Genomic DNA, 21,744 nt, shown 5'->3' on the forward strand with positions numbered 1-21,744 from the left:
CGTCACGTATCTCTGGGCGGGTCTGACGTACTGTCATGAGAAGAAGTCGCCGGGCAGCCGGATCAGGTCGCAGCGGTGGTCTCCCTGAAGCGCCACCACCAGGCCCTCCGGGTCCCGGGCGGCGTCCGCGACCTGCACCGGGTAACCGCGCAAGGGGACTCCGGCGCCCTGCAGCCACGTCCCGGCCTGCACGTCCCACACCGCCGGCGCCCGCTGTTCGTCGCAGACCAGCAGAAGCGGCCGTTCCGGCGCACCGCAGAAGACCAGCGAGGTCACGTCCCGCGCCCCGCCCGGCAGCGTCGTCCGCTTCTCGCTTCCGCCGGAGTACTCGGCCACTTTGACGACGCCGCCGTCCACCCACGCCAGCAGCGGAAAGGACTCCTCGTCGTCCGGGTCGTACAGCTCGCCCAGCACGACACGGGTGGCCTGGGCGTCCTCGCCCCGGCCGGGCAGCCCGACGCGCGCGGCGATCTCCAGCCGGCCTTCCCGGTGTTCCCACAGCAGCAGTTCGTCGCCCAGGTCGGCCGTCAGCCACATCGTTTCGTCCCGCAGGGCCCGGGCGTCGACCGCGACGGAGCGCACCCCTGCCGGGACCGGCTCGCCCCACCGCCAGTCACGGGAGCCGTCGAGAGGCAGCTCCGCCTGATCGATGTGCTGCCCGTCCGGCGTGTAGACCCGCAGGCTCCCGGCGACGCGGTCGACGAGCAGGCCGAGCGCAGGCACCCGGTCCCCGGCGTCCCCTCCGAGCCCCAGATCATGAACGGTCCGCACGGACAGATCCTCGGACAGGCGCCACAGCCGCACGGTCCGCTGCGCCGCGGCGACCACGATCCAGGCATCGTCGCAGCGCACCGCCCGGACGGCGGTCACCGGGGCCAAGTGACCGAGGACCGTGGCCAATACGTCGGGCGGCGCACCGCGCTCGGGCCGTGACACCAGGATCTGTTCGCCCCACACCCGGCACAGCAGTGGCGGACCCTCCGGCGCCCCTGCCAGGGCGACGACCGGCTTCTGGTCGTGGGCGCGCCTGGGCATGCCGTGCCCCGACGAGATCGCGGGTCCCACCTCCACCATCCGGATGTCCGGGCCGTCGGCCACGGCGAGTACACCCTGTCCGCCGGGCTCGAAGGCCATCGCCCCGTCCCGCGGCGCGCTCAGCCGGAACCGCGCCTCGGGTGGCGGATCCTCTGCCGTCGGGGCATGGGCCGTGAGGTTCAGGACGCGGACCGTGAGACTCTCCTGCGCGGCCAGGAGCGTGTCGCCGCGGTGGTGTCCGAAGGCCAGTCCTCGTGCCGGGGAGTCGAACCGCCACAGCAGGTCCACCACGGGCGGGGCGGACGGCGCCCGGTCGTCCGTCGTGCACCGCCAGACCCGGACCTGGCTGCCGTCCGCGACCGCGAGCCAGCCGTCCCGCCCGTTCCCCTCTCCCCGTGCCGTGCCGGGCGGCTGCGGTGCCGCCGTGGCGGCCATCGCGGGCGCCCCGAGTTCGCCCAGGTCCACCCCTTCGGGTAGCAGGCCGCCGGACCTGCGGATCCCCCGGTCGACCTCGTACAGCACCGCTCTTTCCCCCACCGCCAGGGCGAACAGACGGGGGCCCAGCGCGAGGGCCGCCAGTGTCTGGGCGTCCGACATGCGGATCTCCACCAGACTCTGGTCCCCGCGGTGCATGCCGCCACGGCCCCAGCGCCAGACCCACACATGCCGGCCGTCGGACGCCAGGACGACGGTCTCCGTGGTCCGTTCGGCAGTGGCGAGGGTGCGCACCGCTCCGCCCCACTGATACACGTACTCGGGAAGCCGGGAGCCGGACCGCCAGAAGTAGAGGGCCCGGTCGTCACGGGCGACGGTGGTCCAGTGCGGCCCGCGGCCCACCTCCCGTACCTCGGTGAGCGCCTCGCCCCGCCCCCGGCCCGCCCCCTGCGTACGACGAGTCAGCAGCCGTCTGCCCGACGCCGGGTCCAGCACCACCACCTCGCCCCGGCCCCCCGCGGCCAGCGTGTCCCCGGCCAGCAGCTCCGCCGCCCCCGCGCCGCCGCGCCAGCTCAGCGTCCTCGCCCCGCCCAGCGGAGCGGGCCGGCGCCACTCGACCGGATCGGGCAGCAGGTCCGTCCAGTACTCCTGCCACGGCAGAAACCCGCCGATCCGCTCCAGGACCGGATAGGACCGCTCGCGGTGGCTCACGAACGCGGTCGCCCGTAACAGGGCCTTGCGGGTCGTCGGGTCCTCGGAGTCGCGGAAGGCGTCTCCCACGCGCCCGTACAGGGCCGCCCCGTCGCAGTCCCGGGCGAGCGTGGACGCCAGCGGCAGCATGACGTCCGGACTGGTCAGCAGCAGGAACTCCATGTCGTCGAAGAGCGTGCGCAACTCCTCCGTGCCCACCTGGGCGGCGTGGGCGCCCAGATGGTCCCGGGTGTACGCGTCCGCGTCGGCCCAGCCGTCCCCGGCCCGCGCGCGAAGCGCCGCCACCACCTTGCGGTGGGCCTGCGCCGAGTCGAGGCCGGCCTGCCGCAGGAAGTAGGCCCCGTAACTGGGGTGGGCCAGGTGATGGACGGTGTCCTCGATGTCGGGTGCGGGCTGGGCGGAGACGATCCCGCCCGCCGCGCTCAGCACCGCCCGCCGCAGCTCCCCGGCCGTCAGCTCGGGACTGCCCTCGTCACGCAGGGCGTTGGCGAGCACCAGCCACGGCCCCCGCCGGGACAGGCCGCGCCCCTGGACGACGGCGAGCGGACGCAGCAGCTCCGCCGCGCGCTCTGCGCCCCGCTGGGCGGTGAGGTGTCCCACCTCCTCGGCGAGGCGCTCGCCCAGGTCCATTCCGCCCTCGCTCATCCAGTCGGCGAGTTCCGCCTCGGTCACGGCACGCGGCCGCCGGGCGAGTTCCCGGGCGGTGAGCCGGGCCACCAGGAACGAGCCGTGGCTCTCGGCGGCGACGAGCCGGGCGATCCAGTCCCGCTCGTCCAGGTGGGCCTCACCCCGATAGGGCGAGCCTGCGCCGGCGAGGACCGACGCGGCCATGCCCGCGATGCTCTCTCTCGCCTCCTCGTCGTCCCCCAGGAGCAGCGGGGCGACGCTCTGGTCCAGCGCGTCGAGCAGCGTCTCCTCCAGGACGTGCGCGGTGGTACGGCGCCGGGGCTGCGGGCGCGTGCCGACGACCACCCGGATTCCCCACAGTGCGGAGAGCGGGTTCAGCAGATGCCGTGCGATGTCGTGCCCCTGCTCCGGCATCGCCTCGTCCAGGGCGTCGAAGAGCAGGTTCAGGGAGCCCGCCCGCTGTACGAGTTCGTCGACCGCGTCGCAGCACCGCGCCGGGGTGACCGTCCCGTCGGGAACCGGGTCCATCCCCTCGAGCCGGGACAGTACGTGCCACAGCGCCGCGGTGAGCGAGTGGAGCGACTGTCCCCGGCAGGACAGGGCCGCGTGCACCGTTCCCGTTCTCGGCAGGGTCGAGGGCAGCAGCTCCGGTCCGACGGCGTCACGCCAGTCCGGGAGCGAGGTCAGGGCGAGCCGGCCGAGCAGGGCCGTCTTGCCGGTGCCCGCGGGCCCGGTCACCGCGAGCAGCCCCTTGGGGTGGGTGTCCATCCAGCGCACCACCCGGCCGAGGGCCCGGTGCCGTCCGGCGAAGTGGCGCCTGAGATGACTGTCGTCCTCGAGGCCGAACTGCTCGGCACCGAGCCACGGATTCCGGCCCCTCAGGACCGCCGGGCTGTAGATCCTGCGGTTCCCGGCGACGAAGTGCGGGTTGTCCAGGAAACTGTTGGGCAGCGACCGCACCTCGGTGTGACCCGGGCGCTGGGCCGGCTCGTCGAGGCCGGAGGCCGCGGCTGCCGCGTCGACGGCCTCGATCAGGTACGGGACGGGCAGGTAGCGCGCGGCGGGGTCGAAGGGGCGGGCGTGATCCGTCGCGACGAAGTCCGGTGCCGCGAGGACCTCCTCCAGCCATCTCACCCAGCGCCCGTCGGGCACGGATGCGTCGATCCCGGACGTGCCGATGACGACGAAGCCGGTTCTCCGGTTCCTGCGGGCCCAGTCCACGCTGTTCCGTTCCACCGACAGGGCCCGGTCCAGCGCAGCGGACAGGTGGCCGTGGGAGAAGCAGGCGTCGACGACGAGCAGCGTGTCCGCCTCGCAGTCCGGTCGCAGCAGCCGGTCCACGAGGTCCGTCAGGGCGATCGCCCGTTGCGGGTCGAAGACGCCGTCCGCGTAGGAGTCCTCGCAGGCGAGGTAGTAGCCCTCGCGGCCTTTGTCGATCCCGTGGCCCGTCCAGTAGAGGATCTTCCGGTCGGCCTCATGGGCCAGAAAGCTCTCCAGCCCCTCCCAGAGCCGCCGACGGGTGCCACCCTCCGCGTCGACGCGGACGCTCTGACCGAACCCCAGTCTGGTGCGGGCGACTTCGCCGAACCGGCGGCGCACATCCTCCACGTTCCTCAGATCCGGAAGCAGGGGACGGCTTCCGGCGGGATGGGCGTACCGGGACACCGCGACCGTACCTGCCAGAGTGGAGACGCGTCGCTCGGGTCTGATCAACGCCGGGTGTTCGACCACGGCACGTTCGTATCATGTCCCCGTCTGGTCCGTGTGCATACCAGCATCAACTCGCATCGCTCGAAGGAAGATTGATGGTTCATCGGGACAGGTTCACGCTGCTCGGCCGGGAGACGGACTGCCACATCTACGAGGGTGACGGGACCCGTCCCATCAAGGAGGACGACGTCCGCGTCAAGTACCGGCCGCAGCGGGTCGAGTTCCCGGAGGAGATCGGCGGCTGGCGGCACGCCATCCAGGAGGCCGAGGAGCGCAAGGAGGCCCTCGGCGAGCCGCATCGCTGGAACAACAAGCGGTTCGCCGTCGAGCGGGTCGTCGTGACCCGCACCCATCTGGCCGAGGACCCCGTCGTCACGCTCACGCTCCAGGACGCCGACTACTACGACTTCCTCACGACGTCGATCAACCTGGACCGCCGGCAGAAGAACGGACTGACCCTGCGCGAGCAGTATCTGGAGAGCCGGGACCCGGCCCTGGCACCCCCGTTCATGACCTGCAGCTTCGGCGTGAACGTGGCGCTCGAGACCGGCCGGGACGGCAAGATGGTGTTCTCCCATCGCAGCGCCGTGGTGGTCGGGCCGAACCGCTCCCGCTGGAACTCCTCCGCGAACGAGGGGCTGGCCCGCGATCACGACCTCCCCGAGGACGGCAGCCCGATCAGTCTGTACGCGGTGGCCCGCAGGGCTCTGTACGAGGAGCTGGCGGTGCACACGAGCGACGAACTCGACCTGGAACTCCTCGGGTTCGGTCTCGACCTGCGCAACAACCAGTGGGCGGCCTTCTTCCGGGCGGAGCTGCCCGAACTCGACGAGAAGGCCCTGCGGCTGCGCTGGACACGGGGCGTGGGCGACAAGTGGGAGCACGACCGCTTCGCCTTCGTGCCCTCCGAGCCCGACGCCGTGCTCGACTTCGTGGCGGAACAGCCGGCCGAGAGCTGGACCCCGTGCGCCCCCGCCCTCTTCTACCTCGCCCTGGTGCGGGGCGCCGTACGGCGTGCGGGCGGTGACCCCGCGGCCCGCTTCCTGGTGGAGGAGGCGGAACAGCGGGTCATCGAGAGCAGGGGGCTCTGAGCGCGGAGCGAAGACTTGCCTCCTGCTTGGCTTGGACATGTCCTTTCCTGGGCACGGACCTCCTACCGGGAGCCGCCGTCGGGCGGTGTGAGCAGGAGGAGGCGTCATGGACCGTCGGATCCGAGTACGTGTCAGTCGTCGGCCCGCTGCCCCACGCGGCCAGGAAATCGACCGCCGGACGCCCTCGGGGCGCATCCTGCCGTACTGATCACAGCGGAGCCTGCCACGTCACGCGCGTACCGCGCGCATCCGCCTCCCCGCGCTCCCCGTATCGGCGGGGCTCAGCGCCGCGTACCGGGCGCCCGTCAGCTCGGCGGCGCCGTCCACGATGCGCTGGAGGGTGGTGCGCAGCTCCAGTCCGGAGCCGACGCCGAGCACGGTTTCGAGCAGGGGCGGCAGACGGGGGACCGGGTCGTCGGGCACGTGGTGCCGGGCTGCTTCAGGCGGCCAGCGGATTGAGGACCAGCGGATCGACCCGGCCTTCTATCATCGCCCCGAGCCCCTCCACGGCGCACATGTCGGGCCGTTCGGCGATGTGCACCGGAACGCCGGTCGCCCGGCGCAGCATCTGGTCGAGACCGGGCAGCAGGGCGGCGCCGCCGACCATCACGATCCCGCGATCGGCGAGGTCGGCCACGAGGTCGGGCGGGCAGTCACGCAGCACTTTGCCGATCCCGTCCAGGACGGATGTCAGCGGGGTCTGGATGGTGTCGCGTATGGCGGCGGTGTCGACGCGCACGCTGCGGGGGAGCCCGGTGGCCACGTCCCGCCCGTGGATCACGGTCGAGGCCGGGCCGTCCGGGGTGAGCCCGGTCTCGGACAGGGCGGCCTGGAGCGGCCGTACGGCCTGGCTGGGCAGTATCAGCTCGTGTTCGTGCCGCAGGTGCTGCACGATCGCCCGGTCCACGGCCTCCCCGCCGATCGGGATCCGCGCGGCGGTCACGATGGACCCGAGCGAGAGCACGGCGAACTGCGTGGCCGCCGCCCCGCACACCATGATCATGGTTGCCTCGGGGCGCTCCACGGGCAGCCCGCAGCCCACGGCGGCGGCGATGAGCGTGTCCACCAGCTCCACCCGCCGCGCGCCCAGCCCGACCAGCGTCTCGATCGTCGCCCGCTGGGCCAGTGGGTCCGCGTCGTGCGGGGTGCAGGCCGCCGCGCGCAGCCGGGGCTTGCGGCGCAGGGCCCGGCGCACCCTGTCGCCGAGCAGGTGCCGCAGCATGCGCTGGGCCATCTCGATGTCGACGATCGTGCCACCGGAGACGGGCCGTACGACCCTGATGTAGCTCGGCGTCTTCCCCGTCATCCTCTCCGCCAGCTCGCCCACCGCGATGAGAGCCCCGCTCCGGGTGTTCACGGCACCGACCGAGGGCTGGTCCACGACGAGACCGGTGCCCTTCACATACACCCGGGTGCGGGCCGCGCCCAGGTCGACGGCGAAGTGACAGCGGCGCAACTGATCCAGACTGACGGTCACGGCAGATCCTTCCGAGTGCGCGGGCCGAGCGGTGCCGCCGGTTCGGCGGGCGTTCCCCTGTCTGCATCCTGCGGTGGCGCCGGGGGCGGCCGCCTTCTGGAGGGGGCCGGGTGGGGTGCCGCTGAATGGAGGGTTTCGGCCGTTTCGGGGGTCAGAGGGTGCGTGCGGCGCGGAGGAGGGCGAGGAGACCGAGGGAGGAGTCGACGTGGACGAACCCGATACCGGCCGCCAGCGCCGCGTCCCGCTCGGGGACGGTGGTGCCGATCATGAGGCAGTCGCGCGGCGGGACGCCGAGCCGGCGGGCGGCCCGGAGCAGGAGGTGGGGGTCGGGCATCGGCGGACCGAGGCCGCCGCTGCCGTGCACACCCCCGGGCAGGCTGTCCCCGAGCCCGTACGTGTCCAGGTAGGTGAGGGCCGCCGCGGTGGAGCAGTCGGTCACCACGGCCAGGGGAAGGCCTTTGTCGGCCAGGATGCGCAGCAGCAGGTCGGAGTGGGGAAGGGGCTGCGCGTCGAGGGCGGCACCTTCCACGGTGTCGATGTCGGGCCGGATCAGCGTGCCGGCGAAGCCGAAGAGGACGGCGTCCGCTTCCCGCAACGCGTCGACCAGCGCGGGATCGGCCTGCCACAGCGGCCAGGTCGCCTGCGACGGGTGGACGAGTGCGAGGTCGACCGCCCAGCGGATCTCGTGCCCCGGCAACGACAGGGCCGGCAGCCTCGCCTCCAGCATGGCGCGCGACAGGGCCAGGCCACGGGCGGGGTAGACGTACGCCACCTCGCGCAGGCAGTCGGCGAGGTGCTGGGCGATATGGTCGGAGGCGAGCTGTCTCGCGTGGGCCAGCACGCCGTCGACCGGTTCGGTGATCCGCCAGACCGCCGTGCCCTTCGCATCTAGCACCGGCAACTCGTCGACCGGTGGCCCGGCTTCGTCCAGCACCAGGCGGCGCTCGGTCAGGTCGACCTCGTAGGAGAACGTCGCTCCCGGCGGCCGGGCGAGGGTGAGTCCCGTGCCGTACGCGGTGTACACGACGGCCCTGGTACTGCCCGCGGGCTCCGGGAGCGGAACCCCCTCCGGCAGACGGAAAGGGCCCTGGACCGGATGGACCGTGTCGGCGGAGGGGGGATACGCGAGCCGGTACCAGACGTCATCGGGGTGACGGAAGGCTGTGCTCCGCAGACCCGGGACCGCGTGGCCGCTGCCGACCAGCCTGTTGCGGAGCGCATCGGAGACGCAGACGATGCCCCGGGCGCCGTTGACGTCCCGCAAGCGGTCGACGAGTTCGCCGGGGGGATGCCATGCCTCCCCGTCCTCGCCGGGGAACGTCACCAGCCAGCGGATGCCGCCCGTCTCCGCGACCCGGTCCGTGAACTCACGAAGGGTGACGGCGAGCAACGGCAGCTCCGGCACGCCGCGTTCGAGCCGCACGGACCAGCCGTTCTCCCGCGCCTCCAGGTCGTAACGGCCCGGATCCAGCCCGCTCGCCACCAGCAGCCGTGCGACCGCCCGGCCCAGCGTCGCCCGGTCGTCCGCGTTCCCGGGCCCGCCCGCGCACTCGAACACGGCCACGAGGCGAGGGGCGGGAGCCGGGTGATCGTCGGTGCCGTCCTCCGCGGTGAACAGGCTCTCCGGCACCTCGTCCCGTGGCAGTGGCCTCTCCTCCGCCGGGTCGTCGGGGCCGTAGAGGAGCGACGGTCCTTCGGTGGGGTAGAGGCCCTCCTCCGGTAGTTCGTCCGGGGCGGACACGGCGGTGTAGTCAGCGCCCGGATCGTATTCCGGCGCCCCCGCGTCCTCGTGGTCGTCGTAGTACTCGCCCCGCAGCTCGTGACCCAGGGCCAGCAGGTCGGGGTCCTCGCCGCCCGACCACTCGTACTCCTGGTAGACCTCCAGCGCCTCTTCGACACGGCCGAGGTGCCGCAGTGCGATCAGCAGCAGCCGGCGGTAGTCCTCGCGGTCCGGGTGCGCACGCAGGAGATCGCCGAGATCCGCGGCCGCGCGCTCGTACTCTCCGATGTCCAGGTCGAGTTCGGACCGCTTGCGGTACAGGTCGAGCCGGAGCTGCGCGAGGTTGGTGCGCGCCGTGCGGGCCGCGGGGCCGGGGACGTCCGCGAAGGACGGCCCGCTGCGGAACAGGCCGAGCGCCGTCTCCAGGTGCTCCCGTGCCTCCAGCGGGGATCCCCGCTCGGCCAGGACGGTGGCCGTGCGCTCCAGTTCCTCGCGGTGGACCAGGTCGACGTAGTCGGCGCTGGTGTGCAGCGCGTAGCCGTCGGGGAGGGTCGCCAGGGTGCCGGGACCCAGGGCGTGCCGCAGCCGGGAGGTGACCCTGGCCAGGACGGCCAGGGCGTCCTCCGGTTCCTCGCCCCGGTCCCACAGGCCCGCCCTGAACTGGTCGAGGGTCACCGTGCGGCCGTTCCTGAGCAGCAGCAGGGCGAGGGCCGCCCGTTCGAGGGGCGAGAACTCAGGCGCACTGTCCGGGAGTTCCACGTGCAGCGGGCCCAGGACGTAGTAGAACCGCTGGTCGTACGTCTCCCGGGCCCCCAGCGGCAGTTCCTCGTGCATCAGCAGGGCCGAGCCCCGCTCCTGGTCCTTCAGCGACGGCGACATCAGCAGGTTGAACGCATGGGCGTAGGTGATCCGCAAGGCCTGCGGCAGGCGTCCCAGCTCGTCGGGTCCGATGGGCAGGGTCAACCGGGAGGTCCCCGCGGTGAGCCGCAGCATCACCTCGCACAGCGCCCGCAGATCCTTGGCCCGCCCGTCGGGACCGGAGGCACGACCGGGCTCGAACACGCCGAGTCTGGCGGTGCCGTCGGGCAGGAGCACGATCCGGGACATGCCGAGCCCACCGTGGGTGACGCCGGCGCGGTGGAGGGCCGTGACGGCGTGGGCGAGCCGGCTTCCGACCGATACCACCAACGGCATCGGCAGCAGGTAGGCGTTGAGCGCCGCCAGTGCCCTGAGGGGGATGCCGTCCACATACTCCATGGCGACATACGGGACATCGCCCTCGAAGCCGTAGCCACGGACGGCCACGACATCGGGGTGTGCCAGTTCCTGCAGCCGTGCCGCATCCCGCACGAAGGCCTCGCGGCGGGCCGGCTCGGTGACCGGCTCCAGCAGACGCAACGCCACCCGGCCCCGGTCCGCCACGCTCTCGGCGAGCCACACGGACCCGCCCGGAGCGAGCCGCCGCACCAGCCGGTATCCGCCGAACAGACCGGCCGGTGCGGCGGCCTGCCCGGTCAGCCGGCGCACACTCTCCGGCCGGACCGTCGCGAACGGCTCCCCGTCGGCCTCCGCCCTTCCCGTACCGCCCGGCGCGGGCGTCACCGCCGGGAACTCGCCGGGTGCCGCTCCCGCCCGCTCCTCGATCAACCCGCCCAGCCGGGCGAGCAGTTCTGTCGTGCGGCCCCGGGACGAGCGCGGCAGGCTGCGCAGCAGCAGGTCCCGCACACCCGGCCGGAAGGCGTAGGAACCCGGCGGGCCGGAGACCGAGGTCAGCAGGCCGCCGAGGATCACCTCGGCCAGGTGCTGCGGGCGCGGGTCGGCCTCCACCGCACGCTGCACCAGACGCATCACCGGCAGGTCCGGCCGGCCGAGGGCCAGATGCCCGGCCAGGCGGAACGCCTCCGGGGAGGAGGTCGCGCGAAAGCGCAGGACCAGTTCCTCCGGGGACAGCCGTGACACGTCCGTACGGGTCTCCGGGTCCAGGGGCCGGCCCAGCAGAGCCGCCGAGCCGGGGTGCGCGGTTCCGCCCGCCGAGGTCAGCAGGCCCGCCCAGTTCGCCAGCCACCTCGGGTCCGGCTCCAGCACGGGCAGCGGCACGCCGTCGGCGGGCTCGTCGTCGTACGCGTCGTAGGGTGCGAAGGTCAGGGCAGCCGTGGGGGCGGCCGGATACGGCGCCGACAAGAGGCCGGATGCGGTGGGCAGCGCCGTGTCGCGCCACAGGTGTTCGGGAAGGGGCTGGACGACGGCGACGGGCATCTGCCGGGTCCACCGGTGCAGGGTGCCGTTCCAGCGCCGTCCCGCCTCGCCCGGCCGCCACTGCGGGCCCATGCAGTCGCTGATCACGAGGGTGACCGTGCGGCCGTCGCCGGGAGCGTGCGCGCCGTGGCCGTGGACCGTGCCGTCGGGTGCGACGCGCGCGGGGATCACCGTGCGGAAGATGCCCGACTGGGCCAGCGCCGTGTGCAGTTCGTGGACCAAGGGGCGCCAGACGGGCATCGTCGGACCGGTGTCGTACACCAGGTGCAGGCGCAGCCAGCGTTCCCGGGCGGGGCGCAGTACCGGCAGCCACCACTCGGGTGCCGCGCCGAGGCGGGCGATGCGGTCGGCCGTCGCGGGTTCGTCCAGCCGGTGACCGGTGGGGGCGTCGGTACGGCGTTTGAGGGGGCGCAGGGCGCGTTGCAGTCCCAGCGGGTGCCGGAGCATCGGGGGCGCCGGTGCCAGGAGGGAGGCGTGCGTGCCGGGTGCGGAGGGGGCGGGGGAGGGCAGGTGGAGCGGGGCGCGGGAGGACTCCCGGGGTACGGCCGGGGCGGGATCCGGCGCCGGTCGGACGGTCGGGGGGTCCTCCTGAGGTGTCTGGGGCTGTTCCGGCGGTACGTCAGGGCCGGGCGTGGCGGATGGTCCGGGCGGGACGGACGGTGCGGGCTCCTGAGATGAGGTCCGCCGCTCCTCGTCGACCGGCTCCAACTGCCTTGCCAGCCACAGTACTTCCGCCAGCTCCAGCGGGGTGGGGCGCACACCGCCGGACGCCTCGGCCAGTATGGCGGCCAGGCGGGCGAGCGGGTCCGGGGAGCCGGTGGGGGTCCCCCCGCGCGAGCGGAGCCGAGCGTGGGGGAGGTCAGAAGGCATCGGGGCGCTGGGCCTCGCCGAGGTACGGCATGAGCTGTTCCGCCAGTTCGTCCAGGGAGTCCGCGGACAGGTCCGAGGAACGGGCCAGGTAGATCGCGTTGAGAAGCTGGTCGGTGGCCAGTTCGCCGCCGCGTGCCCGGGACAGGAACCGGTCGATCAAGTCCCGTGCGCGGACGTCGGGTTCGCCGTCGAAGTGGGCGCGGACGATGTCGGCGAGCTGGAAGTCGTCGGGCTGGAGCAGGTGCAGGCTGACGCAGCGGCGCAGAAAGGCGGGCGGGAACTCGCGCTCGCCGTTGCTGGTGAGGACGACGAAGGGGAAGGCCCGGCAGCGGACCCGGCCGCGTGCGACCGGGACGCGTTCGCGGGTGCCGTCGACCATGACCATGGCCCGCGTGTTCTCGTCGCCGGACCCGGACGAGCGGACCAGTTCGGGGATCTCGTACTGGCCCTCTTCGAGGACGTTCAGCAGGTCGTTGGGCAGGTCCAGGTCGCTCTTGTCGATCTCGTCGATGAGCAGGGCGCGCGGGCGGGCGTAGGGGAGGAGCGCGGTGCCGAGGGGGCCGAGGCGCAGATGGTCCTCGATGCCGGACTCGGGCGCGGGGGCGCCGGGCATCCGGTCGGCCGCCGCCTGGCGGGCCGCGTACAGGCGGGAGAGGGGGTCGTACTGGTAGAGGCCGTCGTGCAGGGTGCTGCGGCTGGTGATGTTCCAGCGTAGGACGGGGCCGAGCCGCAGCTCGCGGGCGACCGCGTAGGCCAGGGAGGACTTGCCGGTGCCGGGCGGGCCGGTGACGAGCAGGGGGCGGCGCAGGTAGAGGGCCGCGTTGACCAGTTGGACGGTTTGCGGGGTGGCCCGGTAGGACGCGGCGCGGTGGGTGCGGTCGGGGGACGTGGCCGCGGTGTCTGCGTCGGCGGCGGGCGTGTCCAGCGCGGGGCCGCCGTCGAAGGCCCGCCAGGGCGGGGGAGCGGGCAGCTCGGTGATGCCGTCGTGCGGCTCCTTCGTGCCGGTGTACACGGGCCACAGGGGCATGGGTTCCTTCTCCGTTGGGGCTGCTCAGGCGACGGGGGTGTGCAGGCTGGCCGGGGGCTCGGGGAAGCAGCGCGGGTCGTCCCACAGAAGCTGGACGTCCCGGGCCCAGTGGTGGTCCGGGTCGTCGGCGGCCTCCACCTCCTCCCGCAACATCTGGATGAGGCGGGGGAGTTCGGCGGGCGGGGCGCCGTGGAGGTACGGGACGAGTCCGTCGAGGAAGGCAGTACCGGTGCAGGGTGTGCCGTGGTCGGTGCCGGGGCAGCCGGTGCGCGGCCACAGGAGGACCGGGACCGGGGTGTTCAGGCCGGCCTCGAAGTGGTCCGGCGCAGCCTCGGGCGGGGTGGCGTAGACCGCCAGCTCGGCCTCCTTGTCCCGGAACCGCTTGCGCAGGCCGGCCGGGCGTTCCCGGCGGCCGCAGTCGACGCGGTGCAGGGCGGGGGAGGTGAATCCGGTCCCCGACTTCTGCCATTTCTTGCTCAGCTGGTGACGCAGGCGGGCACTGCGGTGCCGGGACCGGTCCGCGACGACCAGGGGGTGGGCACAGCCCAGGGGCGTGGAGTCGTCGGGGCCGCACTCCCACTGGGCCACCGGCTCGTTCAGCCACTCACGCGGCAGGACGAAGGTGATCAACTCGTCGGCTCCGGGGGCGAGGTGGGTGAACGCCTCGTCCACACACCCCTGGACGTAGGCCCGTACGCGGGCCCGGGGCAGCCGGACCGCGCCCACGGGCCGGCGCAGTCCGTCGCGGTACGCGGACACCTCGACCGTGACCTGGTCGGCGCCGGCGCCGCTGCGGTCGAGCTCGACCAGGATGGGGGACCAGGAGACGGCAGCGGAGGCGCAAGGCGCGGACAGCAGCTGCTCCAGCCGGTCGGCGAACCTCGTCATCGCGTCCGCGTCCTCGACCTCCCAGTGCACGTATCCGGCCGCCGACCGCAGCGAGGCGAAGCCCTCCGGGGGCAGCGGCGGACCGAAGGGGCCCACGGCATCCCGGTACAGCCGGTTCGGGTCGCAGTCGAGACCGGCGTCCGCCGCCCGTCGTACCAGCCCGTACAGCCGGCTCGCCGCGTCGGGGGCGTCGCCGTGGGCCGGGACCAGCTCGCCGAGTCCGGGCCAGTGGCGGGCCAGCACCTCGGTGGGCAGCATCCGGGCGACCCGTACGCCGTGCTCGCCGGCCACCTGCGCGACCATGCCGACCACCCTGCCGTCCGGGAGGGTGGCCGCGGCGCCGCTGAAGCCGTGCGTCAGCGGCTGCCCGTGTGCCGTGACGGCCTCCAGCTGCACCCACTCGTCGGCGATCCGCGTGGCCGACACGGCTCGGTACTCGGCCAGCTGCCCCTCGTCGTACCCCTCCGGGAAGCCGTAGGCGACCAGTACCTGGGAGACGAGGCCGAGGTCCTCGCCCGGTGGGGCGAACCGGGCGGTGCTCAGCGGCACTTCACCGGCCAGTTCGAGTACGGCGAGGTCGCCGGGGTCGGTGGCGCCGCCCGCCCAGCCGCCGTGCGCGGACACCACCGCGGGCAGCACGCCGAGATCCGGGCGGTTCGGGAACGACACGGTGAGCAGCCCCGGCTCGCTGTCCCGCACCACATGCGCACAGGTCAGCACCGTACGGGGAGCCACCAGAAAGCCCGCACCCGCGACCGCGCCCCCGCACTCGATCCGGGCATGCCAGGCGTCGCCGCTCATGACCGGGGGGCCGGCTCCGGATCCGTGTCGTCCGTGACCGCCGGTGCCGCGTCCTTCGACGACCAGCTCAGCTTGACGACCAGTTGACCCTCCGCCGCCCCCTTCGCGATGACCGCCCCGGCCTCCGCGGTCAGCTTCACGCCGAACTCCAGTTCCACGGAGTCGGGGCGCAGGCTGCCGTCGCGGAAGACACGGAGCGCGGACTGGGCCGCGGAGCGGACGCCGTCCAGGGTGCCCTCGAAGGTGCGGGCGGCCTGGGCCGCCGGGCCGCCCTCGCCGCGGCCGACGAGCCGGGTGCCGCTCGCGCCGTCCGTGGCCTCCACCGCCACGACGGCGCCGTCCTCCGTGGTGAACTCCATCAGCTTGTTCATGGCGCAGTCCCCCGTTTTCTGATCCACGACCAGGTCCATTGTGGCGGACGGGGGGTGGGGCTGTCCCCGGTTCGACCCCGGCCCCGTACGGCCGTTGGCGGAAAGCCGCCAGGGCGCTTTCCCGCCACCGACGGTCAACACCCCTGCAACACACGGCACATGACACTCGTCCCAGCACTCGACGCGCTCGACACGAGAAGAGGCGTGGATGACCAGAGGACCAGTCAGTCGCGGGGCGGCGCTGATGGCGGCGGGGCTTGTGATCGCCCTGTTGCCGACGGCCCCGGCGGGCGCGCGAACGGCCGCCACCGCGGACCGGCGCACCCCGGACACCGCCACCACCGTCACCCTCGTCACGGGCGACCGGGTGACCGTCACCGGCCTCGGGCAGGGGAGGAGGACGGTCGCCGTGCAGCGGCCCCGAGGGGCCACCGGTGCCGTACGGACGCAGGTGAGCGACGGCGACATCACCGTCGTACCGGACGAGGCGCTGCCGTATCTGCGGGCCGGCACCCTGGACCGGCGGCTGTTCGACGTGAGCGGGCTGATCCGGCAGGGGCTCACGGACGCCGAGGTGGACGCGCTGCCGCTGATCGTGACGTACGGGAAGGGCGCCCGCGCCGCCGCCCCCGCCGGTGCCGAGCGGACCCGGGCGCTGCCGAGTCTCGGCGGGGCCGCCGTCGAGGCGGACCGGGGGCGCACCTTCTGGCGGTCCTTCACCCGGCGCAGGAGTGTCGGCAAGGTCTGGCTCGACGGGCGGGTCAGGGCCGACATGGCCGAGAGCAACGCGCAGATCGGCACGCAAGCCGCCTGGGACGCGGGGCTCACCGGCAAGGGCGTCACGGTCGCCGTCCTGGACACCGGTGCCGATCTGAGCCACCCCGACCTGAAGGACCGGGTCACCGCCACCAAGAGCTTCATCGACGGGCAGGAGGTCGCCGACCGCAACGGGCACGGCACCCATGTCACCTCCACCGTCGGCGGCAGCGGCGCCGCCTCCGACGGCAAGGAGAAGGGGGTCGCGCCCGGCGCCACGCTCGCCGTGGGCAAGGTGCTCAGCGACCAGGGCTCGGGCAGCGAGTCCCAGATCATCGCGGGCATGGAGTGGGCGGCGCGGGACGTGCACGCCCGGGTGATCTCCATGAGCCTGGGCTCGACCGAGGCCAGCGACGGCACCGATCCCATGGCGCAGGCGGTGAACATCCTCTCCGAAGAGACCGGCTCCCTCTTCGTCGTCGCCGCCGGCAACACCGGCGCCCCGTCGTCCATCGGCTCGCCCGGCGCCGCCGACGCGGCCCTCACCGTCGGCGCGGTCGACTCCGGCGACCAGGCGGCCTACTTCACCAGCGCCGGGCCCCGCTACGGCGACAACGCCCTGAAGCCGGACCTCTCGGCGCCCGGTGTCGACATCCTCGCCGCCCGCTCCCAGCTCGTCCCGGGCAGCGGCCCCTACACCTCCATGAGCGGCACGTCCATGGCGACCCCGCATGTCGCGGGAGCGGCCGCCCTGCTCGCCGAGGAGCATCCCGACTGGACCGGCGCGCAGTTGAAGGACGCGCTGATGTCCGGCTCGAAGCAGCTCGACGCCTCCGCCTACGTGCTGGGCGCGGGCCGGTTGAGCGTGCCCGGCGCCGTCAAGGCGGACGTCACCGCCACCGGCAGCGCCGATCTCGGCTTCTACAGCTGGCCCTACGACGCGAACCAGCCGGTCACCCGGACCCTCGGCTACCGCAACTCGTCCGACGAAGCCCTGCAGTTGAAGCTCTCCGTGCAGGGCGGACCGGCCGGTGTCGCCACCCTCGCCGACTCCTCCCTCACCGTTCCCGCGCACGGCACCGCGTCCACCACCGTCACCGGTGACGGGTCGAAGGCGCCGGTCGGGGAGAGCAGCGGGCAGATCGTGGCCACCGGGCCGGACGGCACGGCGGTCGCGCACACCGCGTTCGGGCTGGTCAAGGAGGAGGAGCGGTACACGCTCACCGTCCACGTCAAGGACCGCGACGGCACGCCCACCGCCGCCGACCTCGTCGTGCAGCGGCTCGCAGCGGGCGAGGACCCTCAGCCCGCCCACGTCGGCGACTCCGGCACCCTGAAGCTGCGTCTGAAGCCGGGCAGCTACAGCCTGGCCTCCTTCCTCGACGTGCGCGGCAGCCACGGCGCCGACTCGCTCGGCCTCGGCTTCCTGGCGGCCCCCGAGATCACCCTCGACCGGGACCGCGACGTCACCCTCGACGGACGGAAGCTGCGAGAGATCAAGGCGGACGTCGACCGGCGCACCGAGACGCACCAACTGCTCATGGAGTACGACAGGAAGGCGAACGGAGCCGACCTGTTCGGCGCGGTCCAGGTGCCCCTGACCTACGACAGCATCTTCGCCGCTCCCACCGAGAAGGTCACCCGGGGCGGCTTCGAGTACCGGACCGTGTGGCGGCTGGCCAAGCCTCTGCTGGAGGTCAAGGGGGTCGGCGAGGCGACCGTACAGGCGGGCGGCACGCTGATCGGGGGAAGGACCAGGCTGCCGCTGGTCGACGTCGGGGACGGGCCGCTGACCGGGGTGTCCGGCAAGGCGGTGCTCGCGCACCTCGCCGACGGCGCCGACCCGGCCGCGCTGGCCCGGGCCGCCCAGGACGCGGGCGCCAGGGCGCTGTTCGTGACGGACGACGCGCCCGGCCGGCTGATGGCCTGGTGGGGCACGGACGACAACGCCGACCGGCCGCTCCAGATCGCCACGGTGAACAGGGCGGACGCGGCACGGCTGCGGGCGGCGGGACGCGTCGACATGACCGGCACCCGTAACTCGCCCTATGTGTACGACCTGTCGGAGGGGCACCGGGACGCGATACCGGACCGGGACCTCACCTACGCCCCCTCCGGACGCCGACTCGCCGCCGTGGGCGTCAGGTTCCACGCCGCCCAGCCGGTCGGTGGCGGCGAGTTCCGGTACTCGATCACCGACACCTTCCCGATCGGCCTCGGCTTCCAGGAGCGCGTCGACCTGCCCGCCGAGCGCACCGACTACGTCTCCACCGGCCCCGGCCAGCTGTGGCACGAGTCCGTCACCGCCCGCGACGGTGCACTGGAGGAGCGCAGCGGACTGGTCCGGTACGACGGCGGGTCACGGCCCGAGCTGGACTGGTTCCGTCCGGTGTGGCACCCGTGGCTGGGCACCGGGCTGGGCTGGGGGCAGCAACGCGCCGGCAACCAGATCCAGTTGAACACCCCCGGCTGGGGCGACTCCGGGCCCGACCACACCGGCTTCGGCGACGTGTGGAGCGACGGCAGCGGGATGAGCCAGACCACCGCCGTCTACCTCGACGGCACACTGGTGGACCGGCGCACCAGCTCGGCCGCCTACGTCTGGGACGCGCCCGCCGACGAGCACACCTACAAGGTGGTCACCGACACCGCCCTGGACGCCGGCCACTGGCAGCCCGCCACCCGGGGCCACAGCGAGTGGACCTTCCGGTCCGCGGCCACCCCGGAGGACCGCTGGACCTACCTTCCGTTGATCAACCTCGCCTTCGACATCGACACCGACCTCTCCGGCAAGGTGCGCGGCGGGCAGCGCATACCCGTCGGGCTCGGCGCCGAGTACGTGGCGAAGGCGGCCGGCGCCGGCATCCTCGGCGGCGGCCGTCTGGAGGTGTCGTACGACGACGGCACGACCTGGCGCAAGGTTCCCCTGACCGTCGGCCGGGGCGCTTCCTGGCACGGCACGCTCACCGTGCCCCGCGATGCCGCCCATGTCTCCCTGCGGGCCTCGGCCCACGACGACAAGGGCGGCTCGGTGACCCAGGAGATCATCCGGGCGGTCGAAGTGAAGTAGCTCAGGTCCTGGGGTGGTCCGCGGCGGTCGTCATGTCGACGATGCCCCGGACCACCCCCAGCTCCACCAGGTCCTGCGGCCGGATGCGCAGCTGCCCAGCGGTCGCCTCCACCTCCTCGGGCGGCCGCTTGAGGATCGCCGCCGCGAGTTCGGGGGCGATCACCGAGAAGTAGCTGTCCGGCGTGGCCCAGGTGTTGCCGGGCGCGGCCAGCGCGAGCGCCCCGCCGGAGCCGCCCTCGCCGATGACCAGCGTGGTGATCGGCACCCGCGCGGCGGCCACCGCCCCGAACACCTCGGCGATCGCGGCCCCGGTGCCCTGCCGCTCCGCCTCGGCGTCGTTGGCCGCGCCCGGCGTGTCCACCAGCGTCAGCACCGGGATGTCGAGCCGGTCCGCGAGCCGGATCAGCCGGGCCGCGGTGCGATACCCGGCGGGCCGGGTCGCTGCCCCGGTCTGCGCCGCGTACGCCACGGTACGGCCGCCCCGCTCACCGAACCCGCACAGCATGCCCTCGGGGTCCCTGCCGCCGCAGCGGTCGCCGTCGAGGGCGACCCGGTGCTCGAAGTACGCGTCCAAGTAGGCGTGCGCGCGAGGGCGTTCGGGGGAGCGGGCACGGCGGACGGCCTCCCAGCCGGTGGCCGGGAGGCCGGCGGCGCCGAGGGCGTGGGGCGCGGGGGCCTCCGGTGCGGGCGCGGTGAGCAGCCGCAGCCACCGCCCCAGCGTCTCCCGCAGCTCCTCGGGCCGTACCACCGCGTCCGCCGAACCCGCCGCCAGCTGCGCCTCGGCCGTGTACGCGGACGGATCCGCGTCCGGGGGCCGGACCCGGGAACCCGCGAAGCCGACCTGGGCGCCCGGCAGCGCCAGGATCACATCGGCCCCGGCACCGAGGGTGGCCCAGCCGCCGCCGGTCGTCGGGTCCCGCAGGACCGCGATCTGCGGCAGGCCCGCCTCCCGGGTGAGCGCCGACTCACGGGCCACGCGCTGCAGTTGGGTCAGCGCCAGCATGCCCTCCTGCATCCGGCTGCCGCCGGTGGCGACCAGCGGCACGACCGGCAGCCGGTGGGCACGGGCGTGGTGGTACGCCGACTCCAGGCGGTCGCCGGTGCGCTCGCCCAGGGAGCCGCCGAGGAAGCCGAACTCGAACGCGATCAGCACGGCTCGGGTGCCCCCGACGCTCGCGGTGCCGCAGACGACGGACTCCTCCTCGCCGGTGCGTTCGGCGGCACGGGCGCGCGAGGCGTCGTACCCCTGCCAGCCGAGGGGGCCGTCGACGGTCGGGCGCCTTATGTCGCAAGGGAGTTCACGGAAGGTCTCCTCGTCCGTGACGAGGGTCAGGAACTCCCGTGCCGACAGTCGCTCAGGCATCGGCCACCAGTGCCCGCTTCATGATCTTGCCCATGTCGTTGCGGGGGAGGGCGTCCAGGTAACGGACCACGCGGGGACGCTTGTGCGGGGCCAGTCGCCAGGCAACATGGTCGGCCAGCTCCGCGGCGGCCGGCGGGCACTGCGGGTCGGCCGGGACGATCCAGGCCACGATCCGCTCGCCCAGGTCCGCGTCCGGCTCGCCGGTGACCGCCGCCTCCCGTACCCCCGGGTGCTCCAGCAGGGCGTTCTCGATCTCGCCCGCCCCGATCTTGTAGCCGCCGCTCTTGATCAGATCGGTGGCCTTGCGCCCGACGATGCGGACGTATCCGTCGGGCTCCCTGACCGCCATGTCGCCGGTGCGGAACCAGCCGTCGGCGGTGAAGGCGGCGGCCGTCGCGTCGGGCCGGTTCAGGTACTCGGTGAACAGGTTCGGGCCGCGCACCTGGATCTCGCCGACGGTCTCCCCGTCGTACCCGGCCACCTCCGTGCCGTCCTCCTCCACCAGCCGCAACCCGACCCCGGGCAGCGGCACACCGACCGTGCCCGCGCGTGCCTCCCCGTCGGCCCGGACACTGGTGTTCATCAGCGTCTCGGTCATGCCGTACCGCTCGATCACCCGTCGGCCGGTCGAGGCCGCGATCCGCTCGTGGTCGTGCACGGGCAGCGCGGCCGAGCCGGAGACCAGCAGCCGGGCCCCGGCCAGGGCCTTGGCCAGCTCCGGGTCGCCGGGCAGGGCCTCGGCGATGCGGTGGTACATCGTCGGCACCCCGAACAGCATGGTCGCCCCGCCGTTCAGCTCCCGGGCCACACCCTCGGTGTCGAACCGCCCCAGGTGCCGCACCGAGCCGCCGCGGCGCAGCGGGCCGAGGATGCCCAGCACGAGCCCGTGCACATGGAACAGGGGCAGCCCGTGCACCAGTACGTCGTCCGCGGTCCACTGCCAGGCGTCGGCGAGCGCGTCCAGGGTCGTGGCGAGGGCCCGGCGCGGGAGGACCGCACCCTTGGGCGGGCCGGTGGTGCCGGAGGTGTAGACGACCAGCGCCGGGTCGGCGTCGGAGACCTCCGCCGCGGGAGCGGCACCGGTGGCCGACGCGGCGGATGCGGCGGATGCGTCCACGTCCAGCCGGGCCAGGTCGGCGAGGACGGAGGGGAGTTCCGCACCGGGCGCAACCAGGATCAGGTCCGGCGCGCTGTCGCCGACGATGTGCGCCAGCTCCTTCTCGCCCGACTTCGGGTTCAGCGGCACCGCGGCCACCCCGGCGAGCAGCGCGCCCGTCACCGCGACAGCGGTCTCCAGCTCCGGGGTCGCCCACACGGCCACCCGGCCGGCACCGCGGATCCGCGCGGCGAGCGCGCCCGCCGCGCCCGCGAGTGCGCCGTACGTCAACGACCTTTCGCCGAACCGCAGGGCGACCCTCCCCCGGACTTCGTCCGGGGGGACCCCCATCTCGCTGCGCTCGCCGGGACCGTCCGCCAGGGCGGGAAAGAGGGAGGACACGCGGCGCACTCCTTGGCTGTCGGGGAAGCTGTCGGGCG

Annotated in this window: 10 protein-coding genes and 1 pseudogene; 2 read left to right on the forward strand and 9 right to left on the reverse strand. The window is 73.7% G+C overall.

What is annotated here, in order from left to right; translation table 11 throughout:
* Positions 1-33 precede the first annotated feature (33 nt).
* Entirely contained in the window at positions 34-4,539 is a 4,506-nt protein-coding gene (locus tag ABZ471_RS05885) for a peptidase C14 caspase catalytic subunit p20 (RefSeq protein WP_359062848.1), read from the reverse strand.
* 74 nt (positions 4,540-4,613) lie between these two features.
* Here ABZ471_RS05885 and ABZ471_RS05890 point away from each other — a divergent pair, with 74 nt between their 5' ends.
* Complete coding sequence (locus ABZ471_RS05890; RefSeq protein WP_359062850.1) at positions 4,614-5,609, forward strand: translation initiation factor 2; 996 nt, start codon at positions 4,614-4,616, stop codon at positions 5,607-5,609.
* A 282-nt stretch (positions 5,610-5,891) separates the two neighbouring features.
* On the opposite strand, the pseudogene ABZ471_RS05895 reads toward ABZ471_RS05890, so the two are convergent.
* From ABZ471_RS05895 to ABZ471_RS05920, 6 genes and pseudogenes are all read right to left on the reverse strand, one after another.
* Positions 5,892-6,032 (reverse strand): annotated as a pseudogene (locus ABZ471_RS05895) (histidine kinase); the annotation flags it as partial.
* A gap of 16 nt (positions 6,033-6,048) precedes the next feature.
* Positions 6,049-7,086 carry a rod shape-determining protein gene (locus ABZ471_RS05900; RefSeq protein ID WP_359062852.1) on the reverse strand — a complete coding sequence of 346 codons (1,038 nt, stop codon included), beginning with the start codon at positions 7,084-7,086 and terminating at the stop codon, positions 6,049-6,051.
* Between the two features lie 151 nt (positions 7,087-7,237).
* On the reverse strand, positions 7,238-11,932 hold the full coding sequence (locus ABZ471_RS05905; protein WP_359062854.1) for an SAV_2336 N-terminal domain-related protein: 4,695 nt from the start codon (positions 11,930-11,932) through the stop codon (positions 7,238-7,240).
* Complete coding sequence (locus ABZ471_RS05910) at positions 11,922-12,959, reverse strand: MoxR family ATPase (RefSeq protein WP_359062856.1); 1,038 nt, start codon at positions 12,957-12,959, stop codon at positions 11,922-11,924. Before ABZ471_RS05910 ends, ABZ471_RS05905 begins: the two co-directional genes overlap by 11 nt.
* Positions 12,960-12,983: 24 nt before the next feature.
* A complete protein-coding gene (locus ABZ471_RS05915) occupies positions 12,984-14,648 on the reverse strand; it encodes a trypsin-like peptidase domain-containing protein (RefSeq protein ID WP_359062858.1) in 1,665 nt (554 codons plus the stop codon).
* Entirely contained in the window at positions 14,645-15,019 is a 375-nt protein-coding gene (locus ABZ471_RS05920; RefSeq protein WP_359062860.1) for a CU044_2847 family protein, read from the reverse strand. Before ABZ471_RS05920 ends, ABZ471_RS05915 begins: the two co-directional genes overlap by 4 nt.
* 208 nt (positions 15,020-15,227) lie before the next feature.
* Between ABZ471_RS05920 and ABZ471_RS05925 the strand changes: the two genes are divergently transcribed.
* Positions 15,228-18,845, forward strand: a complete 3,618-nt coding sequence (locus tag ABZ471_RS05925; protein ID WP_359062862.1) for a S8 family serine peptidase — start codon at positions 15,228-15,230, stop codon at positions 18,843-18,845.
* A 1-nt stretch (position 18,846) separates the two neighbouring features.
* On the opposite strand, the gene ABZ471_RS05930 is transcribed toward ABZ471_RS05925, so the two are convergent.
* Positions 18,847-20,208, reverse strand: coding sequence for a carboxyl transferase domain-containing protein (locus ABZ471_RS05930; RefSeq protein ID WP_359062864.1), 1,362 nt, complete (start codon positions 20,206-20,208; stop codon positions 18,847-18,849).
* Entirely contained in the window at positions 20,201-21,655 is a 1,455-nt protein-coding gene (locus ABZ471_RS05935) for an acyl-CoA synthetase (protein WP_359063027.1), read from the reverse strand. Before ABZ471_RS05935 ends, ABZ471_RS05930 begins: the two co-directional genes overlap by 8 nt.
* Between the last annotated feature and the right edge of the window lie 89 nt (positions 21,656-21,744).

This window comes from Streptomyces sp. NPDC005728 (assembly GCF_040630895.1).
Taxonomy (GTDB): Bacteria; Actinomycetota; Actinomycetes; order Streptomycetales; family Streptomycetaceae; genus Streptomyces.